Annotated in this window: 10 protein-coding genes; 6 read left to right on the forward strand and 4 right to left on the reverse strand. The window is 55.0% G+C overall.

What is annotated here, in order from left to right; translation table 11 throughout:
- The first annotated feature begins 62 nt into the window (after window positions 1-62).
- Window positions 63-830, forward strand: coding sequence for an ABC transporter ATP-binding protein (locus RB_RS14075; protein WP_007331945.1), 768 nt, complete (start codon window positions 63-65; stop codon window positions 828-830).
- Between the two features lie 222 nt (window positions 831-1,052).
- Here RB_RS14075 and RB_RS14080 read toward each other — a convergent pair whose 3' ends face one another.
- The 4 genes from RB_RS14080 to RB_RS14095 form a co-directional block, all read right to left on the reverse strand.
- Window positions 1,053-3,365: a multiheme c-type cytochrome gene (locus RB_RS14080; protein ID WP_011121146.1), complete on the reverse strand. Its 2,313-nt coding sequence runs from the start codon at window positions 3,363-3,365 to the stop codon at window positions 1,053-1,055.
- A gap of 29 nt (window positions 3,366-3,394) precedes the next feature.
- Entirely contained in the window at window positions 3,395-4,657 is a 1,263-nt protein-coding gene (locus RB_RS14085) for a DUF1573 domain-containing protein (protein ID WP_011121147.1), read from the reverse strand.
- 91 nt (window positions 4,658-4,748) lie between these two features.
- Window positions 4,749-7,364 (reverse strand): O-antigen ligase family protein, encoded by a 2,616-nt coding sequence (locus RB_RS14090; RefSeq protein ID WP_011121148.1) that lies wholly within the window; start codon window positions 7,362-7,364, stop codon window positions 4,749-4,751.
- Window positions 7,361-8,566: an MraY family glycosyltransferase gene (locus tag RB_RS14095; protein WP_011121149.1), complete on the reverse strand. Its 1,206-nt coding sequence runs from the start codon at window positions 8,564-8,566 to the stop codon at window positions 7,361-7,363. The genes RB_RS14090 and RB_RS14095 overlap by 4 nt, the downstream gene beginning before the upstream one ends.
- A 273-nt stretch (window positions 8,567-8,839) precedes the next feature.
- On the opposite strand from RB_RS14095, the gene RB_RS14100 reads away from it, so the two are divergent.
- From RB_RS14100 to RB_RS14120, 5 genes are all read left to right on the forward strand, one after another.
- Window positions 8,840-11,308, forward strand: coding sequence for a DUF1592 domain-containing protein (locus RB_RS14100; RefSeq protein ID WP_164922019.1), 2,469 nt, complete (start codon window positions 8,840-8,842; stop codon window positions 11,306-11,308).
- Window positions 11,309-11,407: 99 nt separating this feature from the next.
- Window positions 11,408-12,709 (forward strand): DUF1552 domain-containing protein, encoded by a 1,302-nt coding sequence (locus RB_RS14105; protein ID WP_011121153.1) that lies wholly within the window; start codon window positions 11,408-11,410, stop codon window positions 12,707-12,709.
- A gap of 958 nt (window positions 12,710-13,667) precedes the next feature.
- A complete protein-coding gene (locus RB_RS14110; protein WP_164922020.1) occupies window positions 13,668-14,945 on the forward strand; it encodes a DUF1559 domain-containing protein in 1,278 nt (425 codons plus the stop codon).
- 383 nt (window positions 14,946-15,328) lie between these two features.
- Complete coding sequence (locus RB_RS14115) at window positions 15,329-18,328, forward strand: FG-GAP-like repeat-containing protein (protein WP_164922021.1); 3,000 nt, start codon at window positions 15,329-15,331, stop codon at window positions 18,326-18,328.
- A gap of 726 nt (window positions 18,329-19,054) precedes the next feature.
- Window positions 19,055-20,122 (forward strand): DUF1559 domain-containing protein, encoded by a 1,068-nt coding sequence (locus RB_RS14120; RefSeq protein WP_011121166.1) that lies wholly within the window; start codon window positions 19,055-19,057, stop codon window positions 20,120-20,122.
- The last annotated feature ends 10 nt before the right edge of the window (window positions 20,123-20,132 follow it).

Here is a 20,132-nt window from a genome sequence, read left to right on the forward strand (position 1 = left end):
TCAACGATCGATCATTCAAACACTCTCCCCAATCTCCCTCCCTTCGACCAACGAATTGATCCATGCATTCCTCGCCTGAACTGCTGTTGGAAGCCCGTGGAATTCGCAAGAGTTACCACAAGGACAAGATCGAATTGCCGATTCTTCGCGGCATTGATGTTGGATTTGTGACGGGCGAAATGTCAGCACTCGTCGGACGAAGCGGAAGCGGCAAGAGCACGTTGATGCACCTGCTGGCGACGCTCGACCAACCCGACTCGGGCGAAGTGTGGTTCGATGGAACTCGCATTGACAACCAAAGTCGTGCACGTCGGGACCAATATCGCAACTCACAGATCGGAATCATCTTTCAGTTCTATCATTTGCTGCCGGAACTGTCCGCGATCGAAAACGTTTTGGCACCCGCCATGATTCGCCGCAGCGTTCTGGGTTACCTTCGCGATCGCAAGTCTTTGCGACTTCGCGCCGAAGCAATGCTGGACCGAGTCGGATTGCTCACTCGAAGCCATCACCAACCATCCGAAATGTCGGGCGGCGAAATGCAACGTGTGGCCATTGCAAGATCGTTGATGTCCAACCCCAAGCTGTTGCTCGCAGATGAACCGACCGGAAACTTAGACACAGAAACCGGAGCGACGATCCTGAGTCTGCTTCGCGAGTTGAACCGCGAAGACGAATTGACGATCGTGATGATCACCCACGACGATTCAATCGCTGAAACGGCAGATCGCTGCTACCGAATGTGCGACGGATTGTTGGAAGACAACGCATCAAACTTAGCCGGTGGCGACCGCTCGGATTCAGCCAAACTAGAAACCGTCGCCGCCTAAACAACCAATCGTATCACGATCGCCATCCGCGTAGGCCAGGTCTCACCTGGCGACCAGCCAATGCTTTGTAACAAAGGCGTAGGCCAGGTTATCACCTGGCAACCCAGCCGATGCTTTGGCACAAAGCGAGGCGTGCTCCAAGCATCCACTGCTTTGAAGCCAACAAAGCGAAGCTTACCTACAACTGCAAATTTGCAATCCAGCGGCTTTCCCGCCTAGCGGTCAATCAAGACCGTAGTGCTCGATCTCTGCCCAGTAATCATCGAACGCACCATCGGCGTGGAAGTCAGGACTGTTGTCCAAATCGTGGCACTTCATGCAGGCTTCGCGGGCCTCATCCAGCGGTAACTTCATCGCTTCCCGCAAACGAGCCTTCTCTTCGTCGCTGACACCACTGTCGGCTTCTTCGGCTTTCGTATGAGCCGCACCGGGACCGTGGCAGTTTTCACAACCATTGCCATGCAAATGCGAACTGACTTCCAACCCCAGGTACCCGGAAACGTACGGGTAATACCCTTGCGGGTTCCAACCGGTCACGTGGCAAGAGATGCATTCGGGGTCGAAGTGACGAGAAACGTCGCCACGTTCACCAGGATTGACTAGATGCTCGGTCGCCTCGAAGTGAGCGGATCCTTCCCAGATATCGTACGCGGTTGTGTGACACTTGCCGCAGGCTTCCGCACCAACAAACTGTTCGCCGGAAGGATGCTGGATAGGCTTGAGCCCCAAGTTGTCGAAGCCCAAATCCCGCAGTTGGAACTGGTAATCCTTCATCAACGCTCGCATCTCAGGAGCGTCTTCAAACTCATGAGTTAGCGGAACACGGGCGTAGCGAATTGGCCCATCGGGATACAACCCAACCAGCCCAGCGTACATGCCTTTGTCGCCGGTCAAAATCGCCTTCGTTTCTGAACCTTCAATTGACTGCGGTTGATAGGTTGGCTCGCCGTATCCGCCCGCGATCACGATCAGGTCAAAACCAGGAACGGTTCGAACCAGCTCATACGCCGTCTTCTCGTCACCGTAAAACGTCAGAACGGTGTAATCGGGGTTCTCTTTCTGAATCGATGCCAAAGCTTCTTTGGCCGAGTCGACCGGAGCGACCAACTGGATATCGTCGCTGAGTTTCGTTTCCAACGAGTCCGGATCCAAAATCGTTGTGACACCCAACGTCATGCCGCCTTTTCGAACAACGCGATGCGATGGCATCAAGGAACGATCAAACGGGATCACATTGGCCGAGACATAAATTGCTTCCTCGGGATCTCCAGGCGATGCTTCCTGAATCAAATCGTTCACGCTCAATCGAACGTCGTCGGGGCCCAGACCCACGGAGACGTAATCCATTTTGCGAAGAGCTTCGAGCGAACGGTGGAATTTGATCTCGGACTGACGGCCATAACGCCGGACCAGATTTCCCGCGTCGATGGGAGCCATCTCCCAACCTTTTTCGCGAAGCTGTTTCAGGAACGTCATTCGGCGGGCGACGCCGCCTTTTTGATTTTCCAAACCCGTGCAACCACAAGGCTCGATGTAGCCATGTTGTTGGCCGGTCACAAAAAGCGTCAGCGGCGGCTTCGGCCAAGTCTTGTAGTCTTCCGGTTCTTGACCGCCACCAACGGATTCAGCGTCGATCAAGGTATCGATGATCGGAAAATTAGGCCCCGTCAATTGAAAAGCAGCATCCGCTTCTGCCGGCAAACTCAATCGCTCAGCCGCTGAACTTTCCGCATCGCTGACCGGGCGTTTGGCAATCATCTTTTCAGGCGAAATCAAATCGATCGCCGAACCTGAATCATCAGCCGAACGATGATTCTCGGGCATTCCTAAGGGAGTCGGAACGACCTCCGCTTCAATCTCTTTTCGAGCCACGGGTGTTGGGACGATTTCGACTCTACCCAAATCCGAGGCGGATTTCTCCGACTGAGCGTCTTCGCTCGTATCGATCTGGCTGATGTCAATTTCACCATCAAACTTGCCCGGTTTTTCCTTCTTCGGCGTTTGAGGCTCTTCGGTTTCGGCCGTCCATGTCAATTCGCGATCAACGAGTTCGTCGGATTGTTGTGCCGATCCGGGTTTCTCGCCGATCGAATCTAACGAAGCGGAAGTCGCAAACGAGAGTGGTTGGTTTCGAGCAAACCGCCAATCATCCGACGGCAATTGGACTCGCCCCTGATAGTCAGCCGCTGAATCAACGGCAACCGGTTTGACCGCCACCAATTCGGGTGGCGACAGGGACTTCACCTCATCGCTTTCAAATTTTTCCGCCACCGGAAGCAAAGGATTGCACCCCGACAAGGTGATCGAAGACGCCCCCAGGATGGCCAGCATGCATGACCAACAAGAACGTTTTACAGAAGCCATTGCTCTCGCACCAAACTGGGTCGACAAACAGCGAAAATGGGTGCGTAGCGAATTCATCCGGGCCTGATCAACGGCGTTGAAAGAGCTTCTTTCCGACATTTCACGTCCAACGCACAAGGGACCACGATCATCATGGATGTTTTGATTCGATCGCAGCGACGACATCGTCATGGTCCCCTTGGTTACGCGACCCGTTTATCTTAACGCGCCGGCAGCGAAAATTTCAGGCGTAATTTCATGGAAGGCACGTTGGGGTTATCGGACATAATCGTCACCAATCCATAGTCTTCTCGGTTCATGCCCAATCGATCGATTTTTTCGTCACCAGGGGTCAGGGTGAATTCGAGGCTATACAACGACATCGACCCGTTCTGGATCGGCTCGTTCAATTGAGCTGACACGACACCCTCGGGAGTCACCTTGCCAACGGAAAGCTTGGTTTTATCGCGTTCGGGGCCTTTCAAAACGACAAAGGCTTTGGCCGTTTGCGGCTCATTTTCGGTGATCTTTCCGAAGTCATAGATGTACCCCCCACCGGTGACGCCTTTCAGCTTGGTGCTTTCGAGCATGCTCAGCACGCCAACGATTCGGCCTGTCACTGCCGCGACAATTGTGGTGCCCGCGTCGGATTCGTCATCCACATTCACTTCCACATCGTTCGACGCCTTCTCTTCGCCGACCTTATTGAACGGCATCACCAAATTCTGACTGACTGGCCCCTGATTCAACCCGGGAGCGATGGTGGCTTTGACCAAGAACGCCTGCGTCGCTTCCGCGTGTTCCGCGTCGTCTTCCTCAATTTCCATCGGAGTGACTTCAAATTCAGCCAGTTCGTTCATCTCGTCGCTGGTGAATCGTGGTTGCCCCAACTCGATTTCATCGCCCATGTAGCTGTAAACCTTCAGCTCCAGATCGATGGGTTCGCCCGAGGCAACCTCTTTGAACGTCAACGTCTCAGGCACCAATTGGACTTGGCGAACGACTTTGCCGGTGATTTCGAACCGAATCGCAACCTGAGTGGGATCGTTGGTCCGAAGTTCAGCCGATTGTCCGAACGTGGTTTCATTGGTTTTGACCGTCCACGACATTTTCACTTCGGTTTCTTCGCCAGGTGCCAAACTTTCGTTTTCCAGCGTTCCGACGGTGCACTTGCAGGTCGACGCCCCAATTTTTAGCGTCAAAGGTGCATCGCCGACGTTTTTGACTCGGAAGACATGCTCGCCCTCTTCTTCCGGCTGCATGATTCCGAAATCGTGCTCATTGCCATCGGGCAATTCAACTTTCGGAATGTCCTCGCTCCATTCCTTCTTCAGCGACGCCATCGCATTGGCGGCCGTGGTTTCGCCATCAAAATCGATGGGTCCAAAGTGAGGCTCGTAACGGCCGTAGCTGGATTCATTGATGTTGTAAGCAATCGCGGCACCGATTCCGGCAACGACCAAACAGACGAGAAACGTTTTCATGGCAAAACGACGACGAGAAAAGAAAAATCAAGAATCACCGCTGGAGTACGCCCAGTACCTCCAAACGGTTCATTGCTGAACAATTCCGCCGTTACGGACGCAGAGAGTCCATCGCTTCCTCCGCCGATTGCCGAACTGGTTGCCGGACGGCGGACGATCCGATCGGCCGCACAACCAAGACGAACTGCAACGACAATTTTCGCGTGACCACACCGCCGGCTTCCGACAACGCGACAGCTTTTTCTGCCAAGTCGCTTACGATTGCTGCTGATTCGCCCTCCGCCTCCGCGATCGCGGCCCGCTGTGCCGCAATCCCCTGATGTTGAGGACTAAGTAATTGGCAGCGATCATAAATCGTTCCGGCCCGGGCGAGGACTTCGGTTTGGCCACCAATCTGGTAACGATGAAGCATCAGCTCCCCGATCGCCTGCAGTTTGGAAGGATCATTCCCCGCTCGCTGGATCGCGTCGGTCAATGCGTCCTTGAATCGCGGCGCCATGTCGGTCGCATCGCGATTCGCGACGACTCGCTGCACCCAATCCTGTTCCAACGCATGCAGTCGAAACATCGCAGGATCGAACGAGTGCGGATCCGCTACCATCGCTCGCTCGCACAATTCCACCACCCCGGCCAGATTCCCTCGACGGATTTGAAGATCCGCTTCCGCCATCCAACGTTTGGATTCGGCAACGGGTCGATACGAAACCATCCACAAAGCAACCGCAGCCAACCCGGCCACAGCTGCAATCACAGCAGTCTCCGCTCCTTTGCCGGATGTGGCATTCGCAACCCTTTGTGATGCAGAACGTGACGGCGTTAGGGCGGGCGATAGAACAATCGCGGCCAACGTCCACAGCACCACGGCGATTCCCGGAACTGTCCAACCACCTGAAAAACTGAGGTGCATCATTCCCGCCGCCAACGCAAACCAAGCGATCCGGCGAACATCCCACAGCGATGCTACGACCGAGTTGCCATGGATCACATCCGCATCTGATTCCGCCATCAAAGCAAGATCGGCTAGCTTGAACCACCACAACCAACCAACCGCACAAGCCAGCGGAATCGCAAATAAATGAGCGTCGAAATCAGGCAACTCTTGGTTCCGAATCCCAACGCCCCAAACGGCCAACCAACCCAGGAATGCTCCAATCGGGACGCACCACCCGACCATCGGCATTTGCGATCGAACTGCAGCCGCATTCGTTGAAGGCTCCGCAAGCGACGGAGTATCGGCGGGAGACTCCGCTCGCCAGAACAGCCATCCGCCGACAATCAACAACGCAACGAGCAAGGCACCAGCGGGCAATCCACCCGCACCAAGAGTCTCTGCAACAAAATGGTGTGGGTCCGCGATAATTTCATGCGACTCTGGCAATCGAAATTGATGATAAGCCTGCTGATAGTTGCCCGGTCCCGATCCGGTCCACGGCGAATACTCGACCAGCCGCCAAGTCGCGTCCCAATACTGAAAACGATATCGCACCGATTCCGGCAACGCATCAATCCAGCCGGTTCCAAACCAACCTCGAGCCGCCAAAGGCAGTGCGGCAAACACCGCTGAGATTGCCAGCAACGACGCGTTAACCACTCGTCGTCCAAACGCGTTCGCCCAGACGAAATCAACCAGAACGCATCCGCCAACAATCAACACTGACAACAGCCCGGCGCGACTGTGAGTGTCGTTTAACGCCAACGCCAACACCACGGCGGCCAAAGCCAAACCGCCCAACGCCGTCAATTGTTGGCTCGACAATGAATCACGTTCATGACTCGATGAATTCCCGTCGCGATCACCGGCAGGACTGTTTCGTTCAACAACACGTTGCCCAAACCGCAACTTCGCAGCAGCACCAGGAAAAGCTTCACCAACAATTCGAAGCAGCACGGCGATCACAACGACCAGTACCATCGCCAACAAACCCGCCAGAGTATTGGCCAACGCAAATGTCGCGGTGGGTCCACCATCGCGAAGACGATTCTCAAAAATCATCCGAGCGTTGGAGCCTTCCGGTGCGTTGATACCGACTTCGGCCAACACTCGCTCGGGATCCGCGTTGTATTCACGCAAGGTTTGAGGCAATGAAACATGCACTTGATGCAGAGCATGCGTGGCCAACAAGACTCCTCCGACAACCAGCAAACCCAGCAAGGCAAGTTGGTTCATGCGATTACGCAAACAACGCCGTAAAACCACAAACCAAACCGCACCGAGGATCCAAACCCAAGCTTCGTTGCTGGCTGATCGCCAGTCGCCACCGATCTGCCAAGTTTGATCATTGAGACCGGAGGGCACACTCAGCTGTGAGATTGCCGCGTATCCAATCCACAACGCAAGGAGCAAAACAATCGCGTCGATGAGCAAACCAGGTTTCCGACTCGTCGGATCTTGCGAATGATGTTTGCGTTCGCCAGAGATGACCAACCGGGCGGCACCGAAACACTGCACCGCCGCCACGATCAGCAGTGCCGACAAACACCAACCCAGCGCTCCTCCCTGTTCAACCTCCGTCGAGTCAGAGGGATGGTAGAACGCCCACATCATTAAACCAGCAAACGCCGCCAAAACGACGGACGCCATTCCACCGGGTCCGGCAGAGACAAAGGGGGATCCTCTGGAAACCGTCTTGGAATCATCGACCGAATCCACCGTTGATTCCTGGTCGAATGATTGCTTGGGTGCGCCGCTCTTGCGTTTGCGATTCACTTATCCGGCCGCCGCCACTGCGTGGATTCCAGGATGCCCACCAAGGTCAACAAACACATCACGATTCCCAGCACCGCAATCGCTTGCCAAACACCAACATGCGTCAGCAGCAGAGCCGAAAGACCACATGTCGCGGTGATCAAATGGATGGTTGCCACCGCTCCGGTTCGCGAAAGACCGAGATCGACCAAGCGGTGGGACAAGTGACTGTGGTCGCCTTGGAATGGACTGCGGCCCTGTCGAATGCGAATCCAAATCACCGTGGTCATGTCATACAACGGAACCGCCATCGCACACAAAGGTGCCAGCACCGCATGCGGTCGATTGCCAACCCATCCCGATGCCGTTCCATCACCTGAATCACCGGCGGCAAAAGTTGCCATCAACATGCCAACCGCGATCAGGAAACCAACCAGATAACTGCCACCGTCACCCATGAAGATTTTTGCTGGAGGACGATTGTGAAATAGAAAACCGATCAGCGCACCGGCGACGACCAACAACAACGACGCAACCAACAACTGAGGTCGATCGGTTCCCGGATCGGGAACGGTCAGCATCACCAGCGCCATCGAAAACGCGATGATCGCGGCCACTCCTGACGACAACGTGTCCATGTTGTCGAGCATATTGAATGAGTTGATCACGGCGACGATCCAGACGACGGACAACAACTTGGTCAGCAATCCGCCGTCGATGAACAACGACAACTCAATGTTCAATCCCCAAACGATCGCCGCTGCGATGCCAAACTGAACTCCCAAACGAAATCCAACGGGCAATCCAAACCGGTCGTCCGCTAAGCCCAACGCGACCAAAATGGTTCCCGCCAAGATCAACCACCACACATCGCCGCAGCGGGACCAAACACCGGGGGCATGCAGCATCGCCGCGTCCCACCATTCTGCCGGCACGATCGATGGCGATGTCAGATTACGAAGCGACGTGATCCAAGCCGGCACCGACTCGGGGTCGTTCAGCAACGCCGCGGCCAAAGTGGCGAGCGCGATTGTCATCAGGATTCCGAAGTAAATCCCGAGTCCTCCACCCAGTGGCGTCGGCACGGTGTGGCTGCTGTGGCCTCCCGGACGATCCAGCAACCCAAGCTGAGCGGCGAACTTCCTGATCGGGAACAGAACCAACCAACTGAACAGTGCCGCCAATCCTGCGGCCGCGAGCACGAGTCCGATCGTTGCCGACATGAAATCTCGCGCAATTCAGAAAATAGAGAGAACGATAGAAAAGCAAAACGGTGCTACGCCCAAAACGCGAAATGGTTCGATGCCGCCAGACGCTGCCGTGGAGGGCAATTTGAACGGCGAATTCCGCTCGTTTCCAGCCGACGACTCGCTATAATCACCCCTAGCGTCCACCGCCGCTGACATGCACGCCTGTTTCCCCACCAAACTTGCCTGCAATCCAGCGGCTCCCGCGACGTCCCGCCTCCCTCCCACCCAACATTGCGTGCCTGGTTCATGCGTCCGATCTCGCCCCTCCGGCTGGCAACAGGTTTTGTCTGGATTGCCTGCCTCGCATCCATTTCTGCGTCCCTCGCCAACGCGGCCAATCCGAAACCCCACGATAAATGGGCGGTCGGGGCCAGCGCGGTGGAATTTCTGCAGGACCAGTGCATCGATTGCCACGATGGTTCCACCGGCGAAGGAGGATTCGACATCCACTCGGTGTCGACCGATTTGTCGAACGCCGCCAACCTGAATCAATGGGTTTCGATTCACGACCGAGTTCAGAAGGGTGAGATGCCTCCTCCCGAGGAAATTGAACTCGACCCGCAAATGGCTCGTGATTTTACCGAACCACTCCGGCATCAATTGCGGACATTTCAACTCGACCAGCAACGACGCATCGGACGTGTTCGAGGCCGCCGATTGAGTAACGAACAATTGTCTCGTACCCTGCAGGATCTGCTGCGAGTCGAATTGCCACTCGAAGACTTGATGCCTCCCGAACAACGGGTCGGTGGCTACGTTCATCTGGCATCGGCGCAATCAATGTCGCACTTTCAATTGAGCACTCACTTGAAAGTCGTCGATGCGGCTCTCGACGCAGCATTCGCAAAGGTGCTGGAGCCAACATCGGATTGGGAAATCGACATGGCTCCTGAAAAGATTGCCAACAAACCCAAAGGCCGACGAAACCGCGACCCTGAAATGCGGAAAGGGCTGGCCGTGGTTTGGTCGTCTGGAATGATCTTCTACGGTCGTATCTCCTCGACGCGAGTTCCCGAGGATGGTTGGTACGAGATCACTCTGACAGCGTCCGGACTAAAAATGCCCGAGGACCACGGCGTTTGGTGCAGTGTCCGAAGTGGTGAGTGCAATTCAGGAGCTCCGCTGTTGTCGTGGGTCGGAAGTTTTGAAGCCGAAGCCGAGCCCAAGACGATGACTTACCAAGCGTGGCTTCCCAAAGGGCACATGTTGGAAGTCCGCCCGGCCGACCGAACGCTGAAACAGGGACGCTTCCAAGGTGGCCAAGTCGGGTTTGGCGAAGGCGAAGACCAAGACCTTCCCGGCGTGGCGATGCACTCGCTGAAGATGAAACGCATCTATCCCGGTGGCGACCGCAAAGAATCTCGTGATCGTTTGCTGGGCAGACTTCCGCTTCGCTACAACCGTGAGCTCAATCGTTCGGAAGTCAACGTCGACAAATTCAATGAGAAACGAGATCGAAACGAACTGCGTGCGGCGATTGTTCGATTCGCTGATCTCGCATTCCGTCGTCCGACAGATGCATCAACAATCGAATCCATTTTGCAACTTGCCGAAGAAGAACGGCAAAGCGGTGCGACCTTCATTGATGCATTGCGTGCCGGCTATCGAGCCGTGCTTTGCTCGCCTCGTTTCTTGTATCTGACCGAATTCGCGGATGAATCTGGGAAACTGGACGATTGGGCGATCGCTTCGCGACTGAGCTATTTCCTGACCGGTTCGATGCCCGACGCTGCTTTGCGAAAAGCAGCCGACCAAGGTGTGCTCCGTGACGCAGAAGAACTCCAACGTCAAACGGACCGCCTGCTGCAAACTCGTCGCGGACAGCATTTCTTGGTCGACTTCTCAAACCAATGGTTGGACCTTCTTGACATTGATTTCACGGAACCAGACCGACGGTTGTTTCGTGATTTCGATCCGACCGTGCAAGCGGCCATGCTGGACGAGACGCACCATTTTTTGCAGCGTCTTCTGAATGAGGATCGCCCGATTCGTGAACTGGTCGGCGCCGACTACACCTTCCTCAACACTCGTTTGGCGCGGTACTACGGTCTAACCGAATCGGATGCCGACATCGCTGATTTGGATGACCAAACTAAACTGGTTCGCGTCGATCCCGAGTCTCCTCGTGGTGGACTGCTCAGCCATGGTTCGATCCTCAAAGTCACCGCTGCGGGCAACGATACGTCCCCTGTTTTGCGTGGCATTTGGGTTTCCGAACGAATTCTCGGCATCGAAATCCCGTCACCGCCTGAGAATGTTCCCGCGGTGGAACCAGACATCCGTGGCGCGAAAACCATTCGCGAATTGCTGGCCAAACACCAAGCCGATGCGTCTTGTGCCGCATGTCACCAAAATATCGACCCGCCCGGTTTTGCACTTGAAAACTTCGACGCCGGTGGCCGTTGGCGTGAACGCTACATGCAGAAACGCGGCAACGCCTACAAACCCGGTCCCGCCGTCGACCCAAGTTTTGAAATGCCCGAAGGGTCAACGTTTGACTCCTTCGTTACTTTTCGAAACCTGATCGCGAAGAAGGACGAACGATTGGCCGCGAACGTTGCGTCGCACTTTGTCACTTACGCTACCGGCCAAACCATCCAGTTTGCTGATCGCGATCGAATCGAAAAGATTGTCTCGAATTCGAGAGACAACCAATTCGGCTTTCGGTCGCTTTTAGATGAAGTCATCCGAAGCGATTTGTTTCTTTCCAAATAAGAAAAACTGACCCGGCAGCCCCAATCGTGTCATCCGATCGAAGCTTCCATCGACCGCTTCGAACCATCCCGCCCAACGCCCCGCCTTCGAGAATCGATTATGAAACGCAGCAACCTCCATTCGCGAAGTCCACTGAAACGCCGCACACTCTTGCGAGGCTCCGGCGTCGCGATGGGACTGCCGTTCCTGTCTGCGATGCGTCCATCATTCGCTGACAACGACGGCGGCGAAGAGTCGGGCCGCGCCAAACGATTTGTCGCCATGACGGTTGGCTTGGGATTGCTGCCCGAGAACTTGGTCCCCGAAGGCGAGGGAACGAGCTACCAACCCTCTCGCTATCTGAAGGCTCTGCAAGATCTTCGCGAAAAGGTGACGGTCGTCTCCGGCTCGTCTCACCCCGGCGTCAACGGTGGTCACCGTGCCGAAGCCAGCATTTTGACTGCGACGCCGATGGGCTCGTCAGGTGCCGTCAACAACACGATCTCCATCGATCAATACCTCGCCAAACACAAGGGTCACAAGACACGGTTCCCGTCGTTGGTGTGCAGCACCGGAGGCTCGACCAGCCCGTGCTACACCGAGAGTGGAGCGATGATCCCACCGATTACTTCCGCGTCGCAGTTGTTCGCCGAACTGTTTGTGAACAGCTCACCCGCGGAACGCGAAAAACAGGCAGACCGGGTACGCCAAGGTCGCAGCATCATGGACATCGTCGCCGAAGATGCAAAGTCGCTGCAGCGAGACCTGGGTAGTGGCGACCGCGACCGTTTGGACGCGTACTTCACGAGCGTACGTCAACTCGAACAACGCATGCAGCAATCGCAAAAGTGGGCTGAAATGCCAAAGCCCTCCGTGGATGCGAGCGCACCGGTCGATATCCGAAACCCCAATGATCTCATCGCGAGAATGAAAACGATGTGCGATGTCGTCTCCTTGGCCTTGCAAACCGATTCGACGCGTTACGTCACGTTGCACTTGCCCGGCAGCGGCGGTGTCGTTCCGGTCGATGGCGTCGAAGAAGGCTATCATTCACTCAGTCACCACGGCCGCGACGAGACCAAGCTCGAACAGCTCGCACTCGTCGAAGAAGCCATGATTGGGCAATGGGGCGAATTCCTTCGCGGACTTGGCCAACACGGCAATTCGCATGGCAATTTGTTGGATGACACCACCGTCTTCCTCACCAGCAACCTCGGCAACTCGTCCAACCACGACAATCGAAACATGCCCGTGTTGATCGCCGGAGGCGGATTCAAGCATGGCGGTCACTTGGCTTTTGACCGCAAGAACAACTACCCACTGCCAAACTTCTACGTCTCACTACTGCAACAGCATGGCATGGAAGTCGACCAGTTCGCCACAAGCACCGGCACCATGACCGGCTTGGGCATCACCGGTTGAGTCGTCACCAAATGACTTCGGTGTGAATCACACCAAGAGCCAAAGCAATCCAATCACATCAGCCGCTTCGGCATTGGCGTGGGCTGATGAATGTTTGGTGATGTAACGCACTATGGTTGCGCAAGTTTTCATCCCGGCAGGGATTTCAAAGAGTAGCCGTCGGTAAGCGATAGCGACACCAACGGACACGAAAACCCGGCGTGGGCACTCTCCATCCCTACCGGCAAGAAAAGATGCATCCGCTATCAGAGCGACAAGAGCAGACATGTCGTAGTCCAGCATTGCTCACGGTTGCCTCCACCAAACCAGGCCGCTCACCAACAGAGCCAATCTGCCTAAGACTGCTTCGCAATCGTGGCTTGAGCCGATCCTTGATCAGTAGTTGCCCTGCATGATCACCGGGCAAGCATGGACGCACATCGCGAGCTCGAAACACAACAATGGAAGAATGATCTCCCATGGTGACTTCTCGTTGGATTATGAACGACGTCTAAAGAGCGGTTCCCCGTACTTGCAAAAGACGCCCCCTCGGTTGCAGTGAGCTACCTCAATAAATCAATAGAGCAATTTATCAATGGCAGGTGATGCCACAAAGCGAATCCCAAGGCCAACGCCCAACATTTGTGCAACTTCGCTCGCTTTCAATGCACCTATAGTTTTTTCGCCCCATCTACTAGGGAGTTGCACGAGCCCCGGTGCTGGCCGGACAAAATGAATTTCCAAAATAATCGGATTTTCGATGTCGCGTGATCGGAGCCACAGCGATCGGCTTCGGTGAGATAGATTGCCCCAAAAATGGAAACGGAGCCAAAGACGAACGACGGCCAAAGATGACTCAATCGTCTTTGGCCTCCTTATTGCGACGACGGAGTTCCATATGTTTTTTCGCCAAAGGTCAAATCAGGTCGCAGGCGAATGCAAGGAATTTTAACGAACCCGCAGTATGGAATATCACTCAATGGTCCACACGTCCGTCCACTCAAATCGAAGCCGAAACGGCTTCACCCTCGTAGAACTTCTGGTGGTGATCGCCATCATCGGTGTGCTCGTCGGGCTGTTGCTCCCGGCGGTTCAGGCGGCTCGCGAAGCGGCACGCCGCATGAGTTGTGGGAACAACATGAAGCAACTCGGTTTGGCGATGCACAATTACCACAGTGCCTACAACCAACTTCCCACTCAAGGTGCCGGAACCACACAAGCAGGAGCCGGGATTTTCAACGGCTCGCGACAATACAACAACGCTAGCCTTTCGGCATTCGTTGGCATGCTACCGTTTATGGAACAGCAGGGGCTTTGGGAACAAATCAGTAATCCCATGAACGTTGACATCGATGGCGCCAGCCCTCCAGCGGATACGGCACCATTGCCGTTTCCTGCAATGGGCCCGACCCCGGCTTACAACTGGAGCGGTGATGCCTACATCCCATATATGACTGAAATTGTTGCGTTCCGTTGCCCAAGTGATCCAGGCGTCAGCGGATCTCCCGGTCGTGCACGCACTAACTATGCCGTCAACCTTGGTGACTCGATCAATCACTTTCAAATTAACGGCCCCTACGACAACAACTTCAATGTCTCCAGTGTTTATGGAACGATCTCCAGAGGTACTGACCGTGGCGCATTTGGCCTTCGCTATACCCACAAGTTCCGCGACATTCTGGATGGCCTTTCTAACACCATCGCTCTGGGCGAGATCGCGACGTCATTGGGCGATCGCGACAAGCGAACACAGCCTGCCTTGAACGCTGGCGGTAACACCGATTCTTCGGGCGTGCCAGGAAACCCAAGCTTGTGCCAACAGTGGGTGAGCCCCGAGCGTCCTCAGTTCTGGTCCAACGGATCGGATGGCGGAACAGCACCTTCGCTCGAAGGAGCCGACAGCGTGCATTTCCGAGGCTCATCTTGGGCAACATTCTACCCCGCTCATACGGGCTTCCAGACCATCTTGCCACCCAACCGTGAAGCATGCTGGGTCGGACATACTCTGTACCCAGGTCTGTTCCCGCCTAGCAGTCAGCACCCCGGTGGATGCCATGTTGTGATGGCCGACGGAGCGGTCAAATTCATTACCGATAGCATCGAGGCTGGCGATTCGACAGCAGGAACAGTCAACTTCGTTTCCTTTAGCACCGCAAAGCTGACCGGCGTGCGTGCTCCCGGTAACGCCAGCCCTTATGGGCTCTGGGGTTCGCTTGGCACTCGTGCAAGCCGAGAGGTGATCGGGGAAGAATTCTAGACCGCTTCCAATCTTCCTGTTTCACTTTCAACCGTTTCTGAATCACCACCCAACTATGTTTACCTCAAAAAATTTTCGAAATCTGATTTGTTGCCTTCTTTTGAGTTCGTTTGGTTTCACAGCAGGTTGCTCAAGTGATGAAAACCGAGTTGTTGAACCAACTCCAAAAGAAAAACGTGATGCCGACGAGGCAAAAGGTCCCATGGGCACTGCCAAGGTCTAGGTCCATCGGACTCAGATAAACAACAAAACGCTCCTCGTTCATCGGGGAGCGTTTTTTATTTGACACGTGATAATTGCACCCCCTGCTTGTTATGTCACTCGCGGGGAAGAACTCAAGTCGGCAACAATGGAACAAGCTAATTTCGGAGCAAGTTAACTTGATGAAAGTCCAGTCGATGCAGACTCGCAGTTGCCCATCTCAAACTTTGCATAACAAGTCGATATGGCTAGCATGGGCATGCATCATCGTTGGATTGGCTTTAGCGATCGGCTGCGGTCCTTCTGAAACACCTTCCAGCGATTCAAACTCGCTGGAGGCGGATGGAACAAATGATTCACTGAGCAGTGCTCAAGCCGCTTTCGATCGTGGTGACTACGACCTCGCATCGAGCCTCCTGCGTTCTTGTATGATTGCTCAGCCTGACAACGTGGAAACAATTTGGTTGGCCGCACGTGCGGAAGCAAAACGCGACAATCTCTCGCGGGCGCTGGATCTTGCCGAGACCATCACCGAGTCGGATCGGCCGCTGCAAAACGATGTCATCGACTTCTGCGTGCAGACCGCATCGGACCTGGATGACCATCGTCGGTATGAACATGCCCTACGGCAATCCATCGCGGCAAATCCAACGCACCCCGAAGGTTACCATCGTTTATGGCAACACTTTATGAGGCATGGGCGGACGTTTGAGGCAGCCCAGGTGGCGGACTTGCTGACCGATCGAGGGCAAGCAAACGCTGACCAACTGGGTTCGCTTATTTTCCGTGGTCAATCGTACCCCCGAAAATTCACTGGCTCAGAGCTCGAACAAACATCGCAGCTATCGAACCACTTCGAACCCGGTGAAGGACGAGCCCGATATTACTTCTCTGTCGGTGACTTTCTGAGTGCGAGGAAAGAACTGGAGTCATCACTCGCTGACAACTCATCCAATCCACCCATCAATGTGGCGTCCGCGAAAGCCTTGCTTGGCCGCGTGTTGGCTGAGCTCCAAGCCGACGATGATTTTCTCAAATGGCACTCGTTGCGAAAACCGTCTTGGGAAGTCTACGACGATTACTGGTTCGCGGTCGGAAGCCACCACTTCGACCACGGCCGGTACGAGTCCGCCATACATTCACTTCTGCAAGCACTCCGGCGTAATACCGCCGACCTCGTTACTTACCAACGGATTCAACAATCATTCAAAGCTCTTCAGCAAAACGAACGCAGCGAAGCTTTCGCGGCAAGAGCCGCCATTGTCAACGAATCACGTGAGACATTGAAATCACTGGGACTCGATCCTGGCAACGATGAATTGGCCGAAAAGATCAGCGGCCACCTGCTCGAACTTGGGCGGCCGCTTGAATCGCTTCGATGGGCCGAGCGAAGCCTTCCAAAAACCGCGTCGAGACAATTGGCTCAGATAGGCCAGCAACGGCGGCGACTTCGCGGAGTCCCCGGCTTACGTCAAATGATGGCGGAAGACGCGATGTTTAACCTGGTGCCTTCGCAATTTGATCTGCAACCGCTCGCAACGAAGGGCACGAAAGAGACTGACGAATTGAGTTGGTCTGCGAAGGCGAATGCCAATGTTGACATACGCGTCCGAGATATTGCTTCCGAAGTGGGACTGGAATTCAAGTGGTACCAAGGCGAGGAAGTCGACCTGTCATCGATTGCTCTGTATGAATCGCTGGGAGGTGGTGTTGGCGTGATCGACTATGACGCTGACGGAAACCCAGACTTGTATTTTGCCCAAGGTTCAGCTGATCCGCCCGAACTACGTGGAACCCGACCCAATCAACTCTTCCGCAACCTTGGCAAGCGGTTTGTTGCAGTCGAGCAGCAAAGCCAATGCGACGAGTTTGGATACTCTCAGGGCATCAGTGTCGGTGACGTCAACCAAGATGGGTGGCCCGATTTATTGGTTGCAAACATCGGTCTCAATCGACTCTTCATCAATTGCGCCGATGGTACCTTTCGCGATGCAACCGATCAGATGCACGGACAGGACGAACGCTTCACATCGTCGATGGCGATTGCAGATATCGATGGCGACGCGTTGCCTGATCTGTTCGAAGTCAATTACATCCAACTCGAAGGCGCGTTCGATCCACCACAATTCGACTCGCAGGGACGAGAACTGCTCCAAGGCCCCCTCAGCCAGCTTCCTGAATCGGATCACTGGTATCGCGGCGACGGACGTGGCAATTTCGTTGGAAGCGAAATTGATGAATCCATCGCGAAGGCGGGCACGGGACTGGGCATCGTGATCACCAACATCGATGGCCGCGTTGGAAACGATGTCTTTGTTGGCAATGACGCCCGTCCAAACCATCTGCTAACGACGAAAGAAGGTCACTGGAAAGACATCGCCAGTATTCAAGGAGTCGCTAGCGGTCGCTTCGGCCTCTCGACCGCCTGCATGGGAATCGCCACGGGTGATTTCAACCGAGACGGTCGATTCGACATGCACGTCAGCAATTTCATCAACGAATACGACAATCTGTTCCTGCAAAACGAAGGCGGAACGTTTCGCGACGTTGCGCCGAGCTATCAGTTGCCGCGTTTCTGCTCCAACAACGTTGGCTTCGGCTCCAAGAGCCTGGACCTGGACCGGGACGGATGGCTGGACGTGATGACGACCAACGGTCATATCTTTGACCAAAGCCACCTCGACGAGCCCTTCCGGCAGAAACCACTTCTAATTCACTGCTGCAAAGACCGATTCGAACGAGCCAGGGTCTCGGCGTCCTCCGACTACTTTTCCCAAGAACATTTAGGACGAGGTTTGGCAAAGCTAGATTGGAACCAAGACGGACGTGTCGATTTTGTTGTCACCCACTTGGATCGCCCGACCGCGTTGCTGGAGCTCGACACAGACACCATCGGACGAGGACTGCAACTGGAGTTGATCGGCGTGCAGAGCGAACGAGACGCGATTGGAACCCGTGTCACGATCAAAGCGGCACACGGCAGCTTGGTGGATTGGGTCACGGCGGGCGATGGCTACTTGTGTACCGACGAAGCCCTGCTGGACTTCGGGTTGGCGGATTGCGACAGGGTCGACGAAATCCGTGTCCAGTGGCCCAGTGGCGCCACTCAGACGTTCCGAGACATCGCGACCGGCCGACGCTACTTGATCGTCGAAAACGAATCGGTTCTGCACCAGAGGTAGGACTAAGCAGGTCGGCAGGAATGATCGGGTAGAACCCCACGTGGGCGAGTCTCTTTGAGACTCGCAAATGACAGCGTCTCGGAGAGACGCCGCTACGTGGTCAAGCCCAATGACTCCCGCTCACGTGCTTAGTGTCCGTGAAACCGATGTTCGCGGGCCAAATTTCCGAGGGTCGCGCGGCCGAAATCCTTGCCTTACCGGCCCGCTCGGCAAAGGTTGCAAAGCTCACCTAAGGGCGTTTACCCGGACATCGATCCAGGTTGAGGCGTGAATCCATCGATCCACAAATCGCCTGCGTCCGATTCCTTTTGTAGATCCCGCAGTTTCTGCACAACCTGCGCTCTCTTGTGCAATGCTCAGCATCCGAAAGCTGAAACGCCCTGTATTTGAGCACCGATGCCTAACAATCAAACATATTGAATGTGAACCCCCTCCCTAAAGAGGTACAAAGCCCATGCCCAACATTTAGCGACTTTCAAATTTTTCTTAAATTTTATTATTTGACTGCTAATCTTTCCCGACCCCACAAACCAGCTTCGGTGAAGATCTCTACCCTAAGCTCGCGAGAAACCCCAGTAGGAGTAGGCGTTCGATTTCCCAATGGCAAGTTTCGGCCTATTGCTTGCGTTAGGCCAATGAACATCACCGGTGTCACTTTTCGCTGCACCTGACTGCATCGAGTCACACCACCAATTCATTCGCACATGCACATGGAAATTTAAAGCAATGCGTCGTTCTGACTCCACTCGTTTATCCAGAAGTTCCGGCTTCACCCTCGTCGAACTGCTCGTCGTGATCGCCATCATTGGCGTGATGGTCGGCCTGTTGCTTCCAGCCGTTCAATCGGCTCGCGAGGCCGCACGCCGCATGCAGTGTTCCAACAACATGAAGCAGTTGGGATTGGCCGTCCACAACTACCACAGCACCTTCAACATGTTCCCGGCCAACATCGGCTCGCAAACCACCACTGGCTCGCCTTATCGCGGAGCTTCATGGCTCGTGCAGATTCTTCCGCAAATGGAACAATCGCCTCTCTATGAGAAGCTCACCTTCGTCGATACCGACTTCAGCACCCAAGACGCTGTGAACCGAAACTGGGAAGTCCTCGATAACGCAATCGTTCCTGGGTTCAACTGCCCGTCGAACCCAATGCAGAACTATCGCGACAACAACGCCAACGGCGACACCACCGCAATTGGCGCACCTGACACCTACAAAACTCAAATCGTCGACTACGTCGGTGTTGCTGGTTACTACTACACACCAGGGATTCGCCAAGGCGATAGCACCTGGCAACCGGGCGGACGTAGCGACGGCTCGCGTAACGTTTGGACCGGCTACGGCTGGATGCAAGACGCTGGCATCATCGGCATTAACAACTCGAAGTACCGCAACCCTAAATTCGCGAGCATCCTCGACGGAACCAGCCAAACGATCGCGATCGGCGAACACTCCGCTGAAATGCCTCACGCTGACAAGACACGTACCGACAGTCGCCCGAGCAGCCACGCTGGTGGAGCCTGGAACGCTGGACCTTCACAGCACGGCTGGTTGGGTTGGACCGCCAACATCACGGTTCCACGTTGGCCCATCAACAGCATCTACTCGGGCAACTACACCCAACTGTACGGCTACACGCTGCACAACGGTTTCCGCTCCAACCACGTCGGCGGTGCAATGTTCACGATGGGCGATGGTGCGGTCAAATTCATCACCGACAGCATCGACTTTGATGATGTCTTCATGGCGATGAACGGACGCAATGACCGTTTCGTCTACCAGTATGAATTCTAAATCACTTCGA

Source organism: Rhodopirellula baltica SH 1 (assembly GCF_000196115.1).
Taxonomy (GTDB): domain Bacteria; phylum Planctomycetota; class Planctomycetia; order Pirellulales; family Pirellulaceae; genus Rhodopirellula; species Rhodopirellula baltica.

Bases quoted from the DNA above. Each gene is read 5' to 3' on its own strand.
- RB_RS14100 (WP_164922019.1), top strand. From the start codon at position 8,840: ATGCGTCCGATCTCGCCCCTCCGGCTGGCAACAGGTTTTGTCTGGATT.
- RB_RS14085 (WP_011121147.1), bottom strand. From the start codon at position 4,657: ATGAAAACGTTTCTCGTCTGTTTGGTCGTTGCCGGAATCGGTGCCGCG.
- RB_RS14115 (WP_164922021.1), top strand. From the start codon at position 15,329: ATGAAAGTCCAGTCGATGCAGACTCGCAGTTGCCCATCTCAAACTTTG.
- RB_RS14120 (WP_011121166.1), top strand. From the start codon at position 19,055: ATGCGTCGTTCTGACTCCACTCGTTTATCCAGAAGTTCCGGCTTCACC.
- RB_RS14075 (WP_007331945.1), top strand. From the start codon at position 63: ATGCATTCCTCGCCTGAACTGCTGTTGGAAGCCCGTGGAATTCGCAAG.
- RB_RS14080 (WP_011121146.1), bottom strand. From the start codon at position 3,365: ATGACGATGTCGTCGCTGCGATCGAATCAAAACATCCATGATGATCGT.
- RB_RS14105 (WP_011121153.1), top strand. From the start codon at position 11,408: ATGAAACGCAGCAACCTCCATTCGCGAAGTCCACTGAAACGCCGCACA.
- RB_RS14095 (WP_011121149.1), bottom strand. From the start codon at position 8,566: ATGTCGGCAACGATCGGACTCGTGCTCGCGGCCGCAGGATTGGCGGCA.
- RB_RS14110 (WP_164922020.1), top strand. From the start codon at position 13,668: ATGGTCCACACGTCCGTCCACTCAAATCGAAGCCGAAACGGCTTCACC.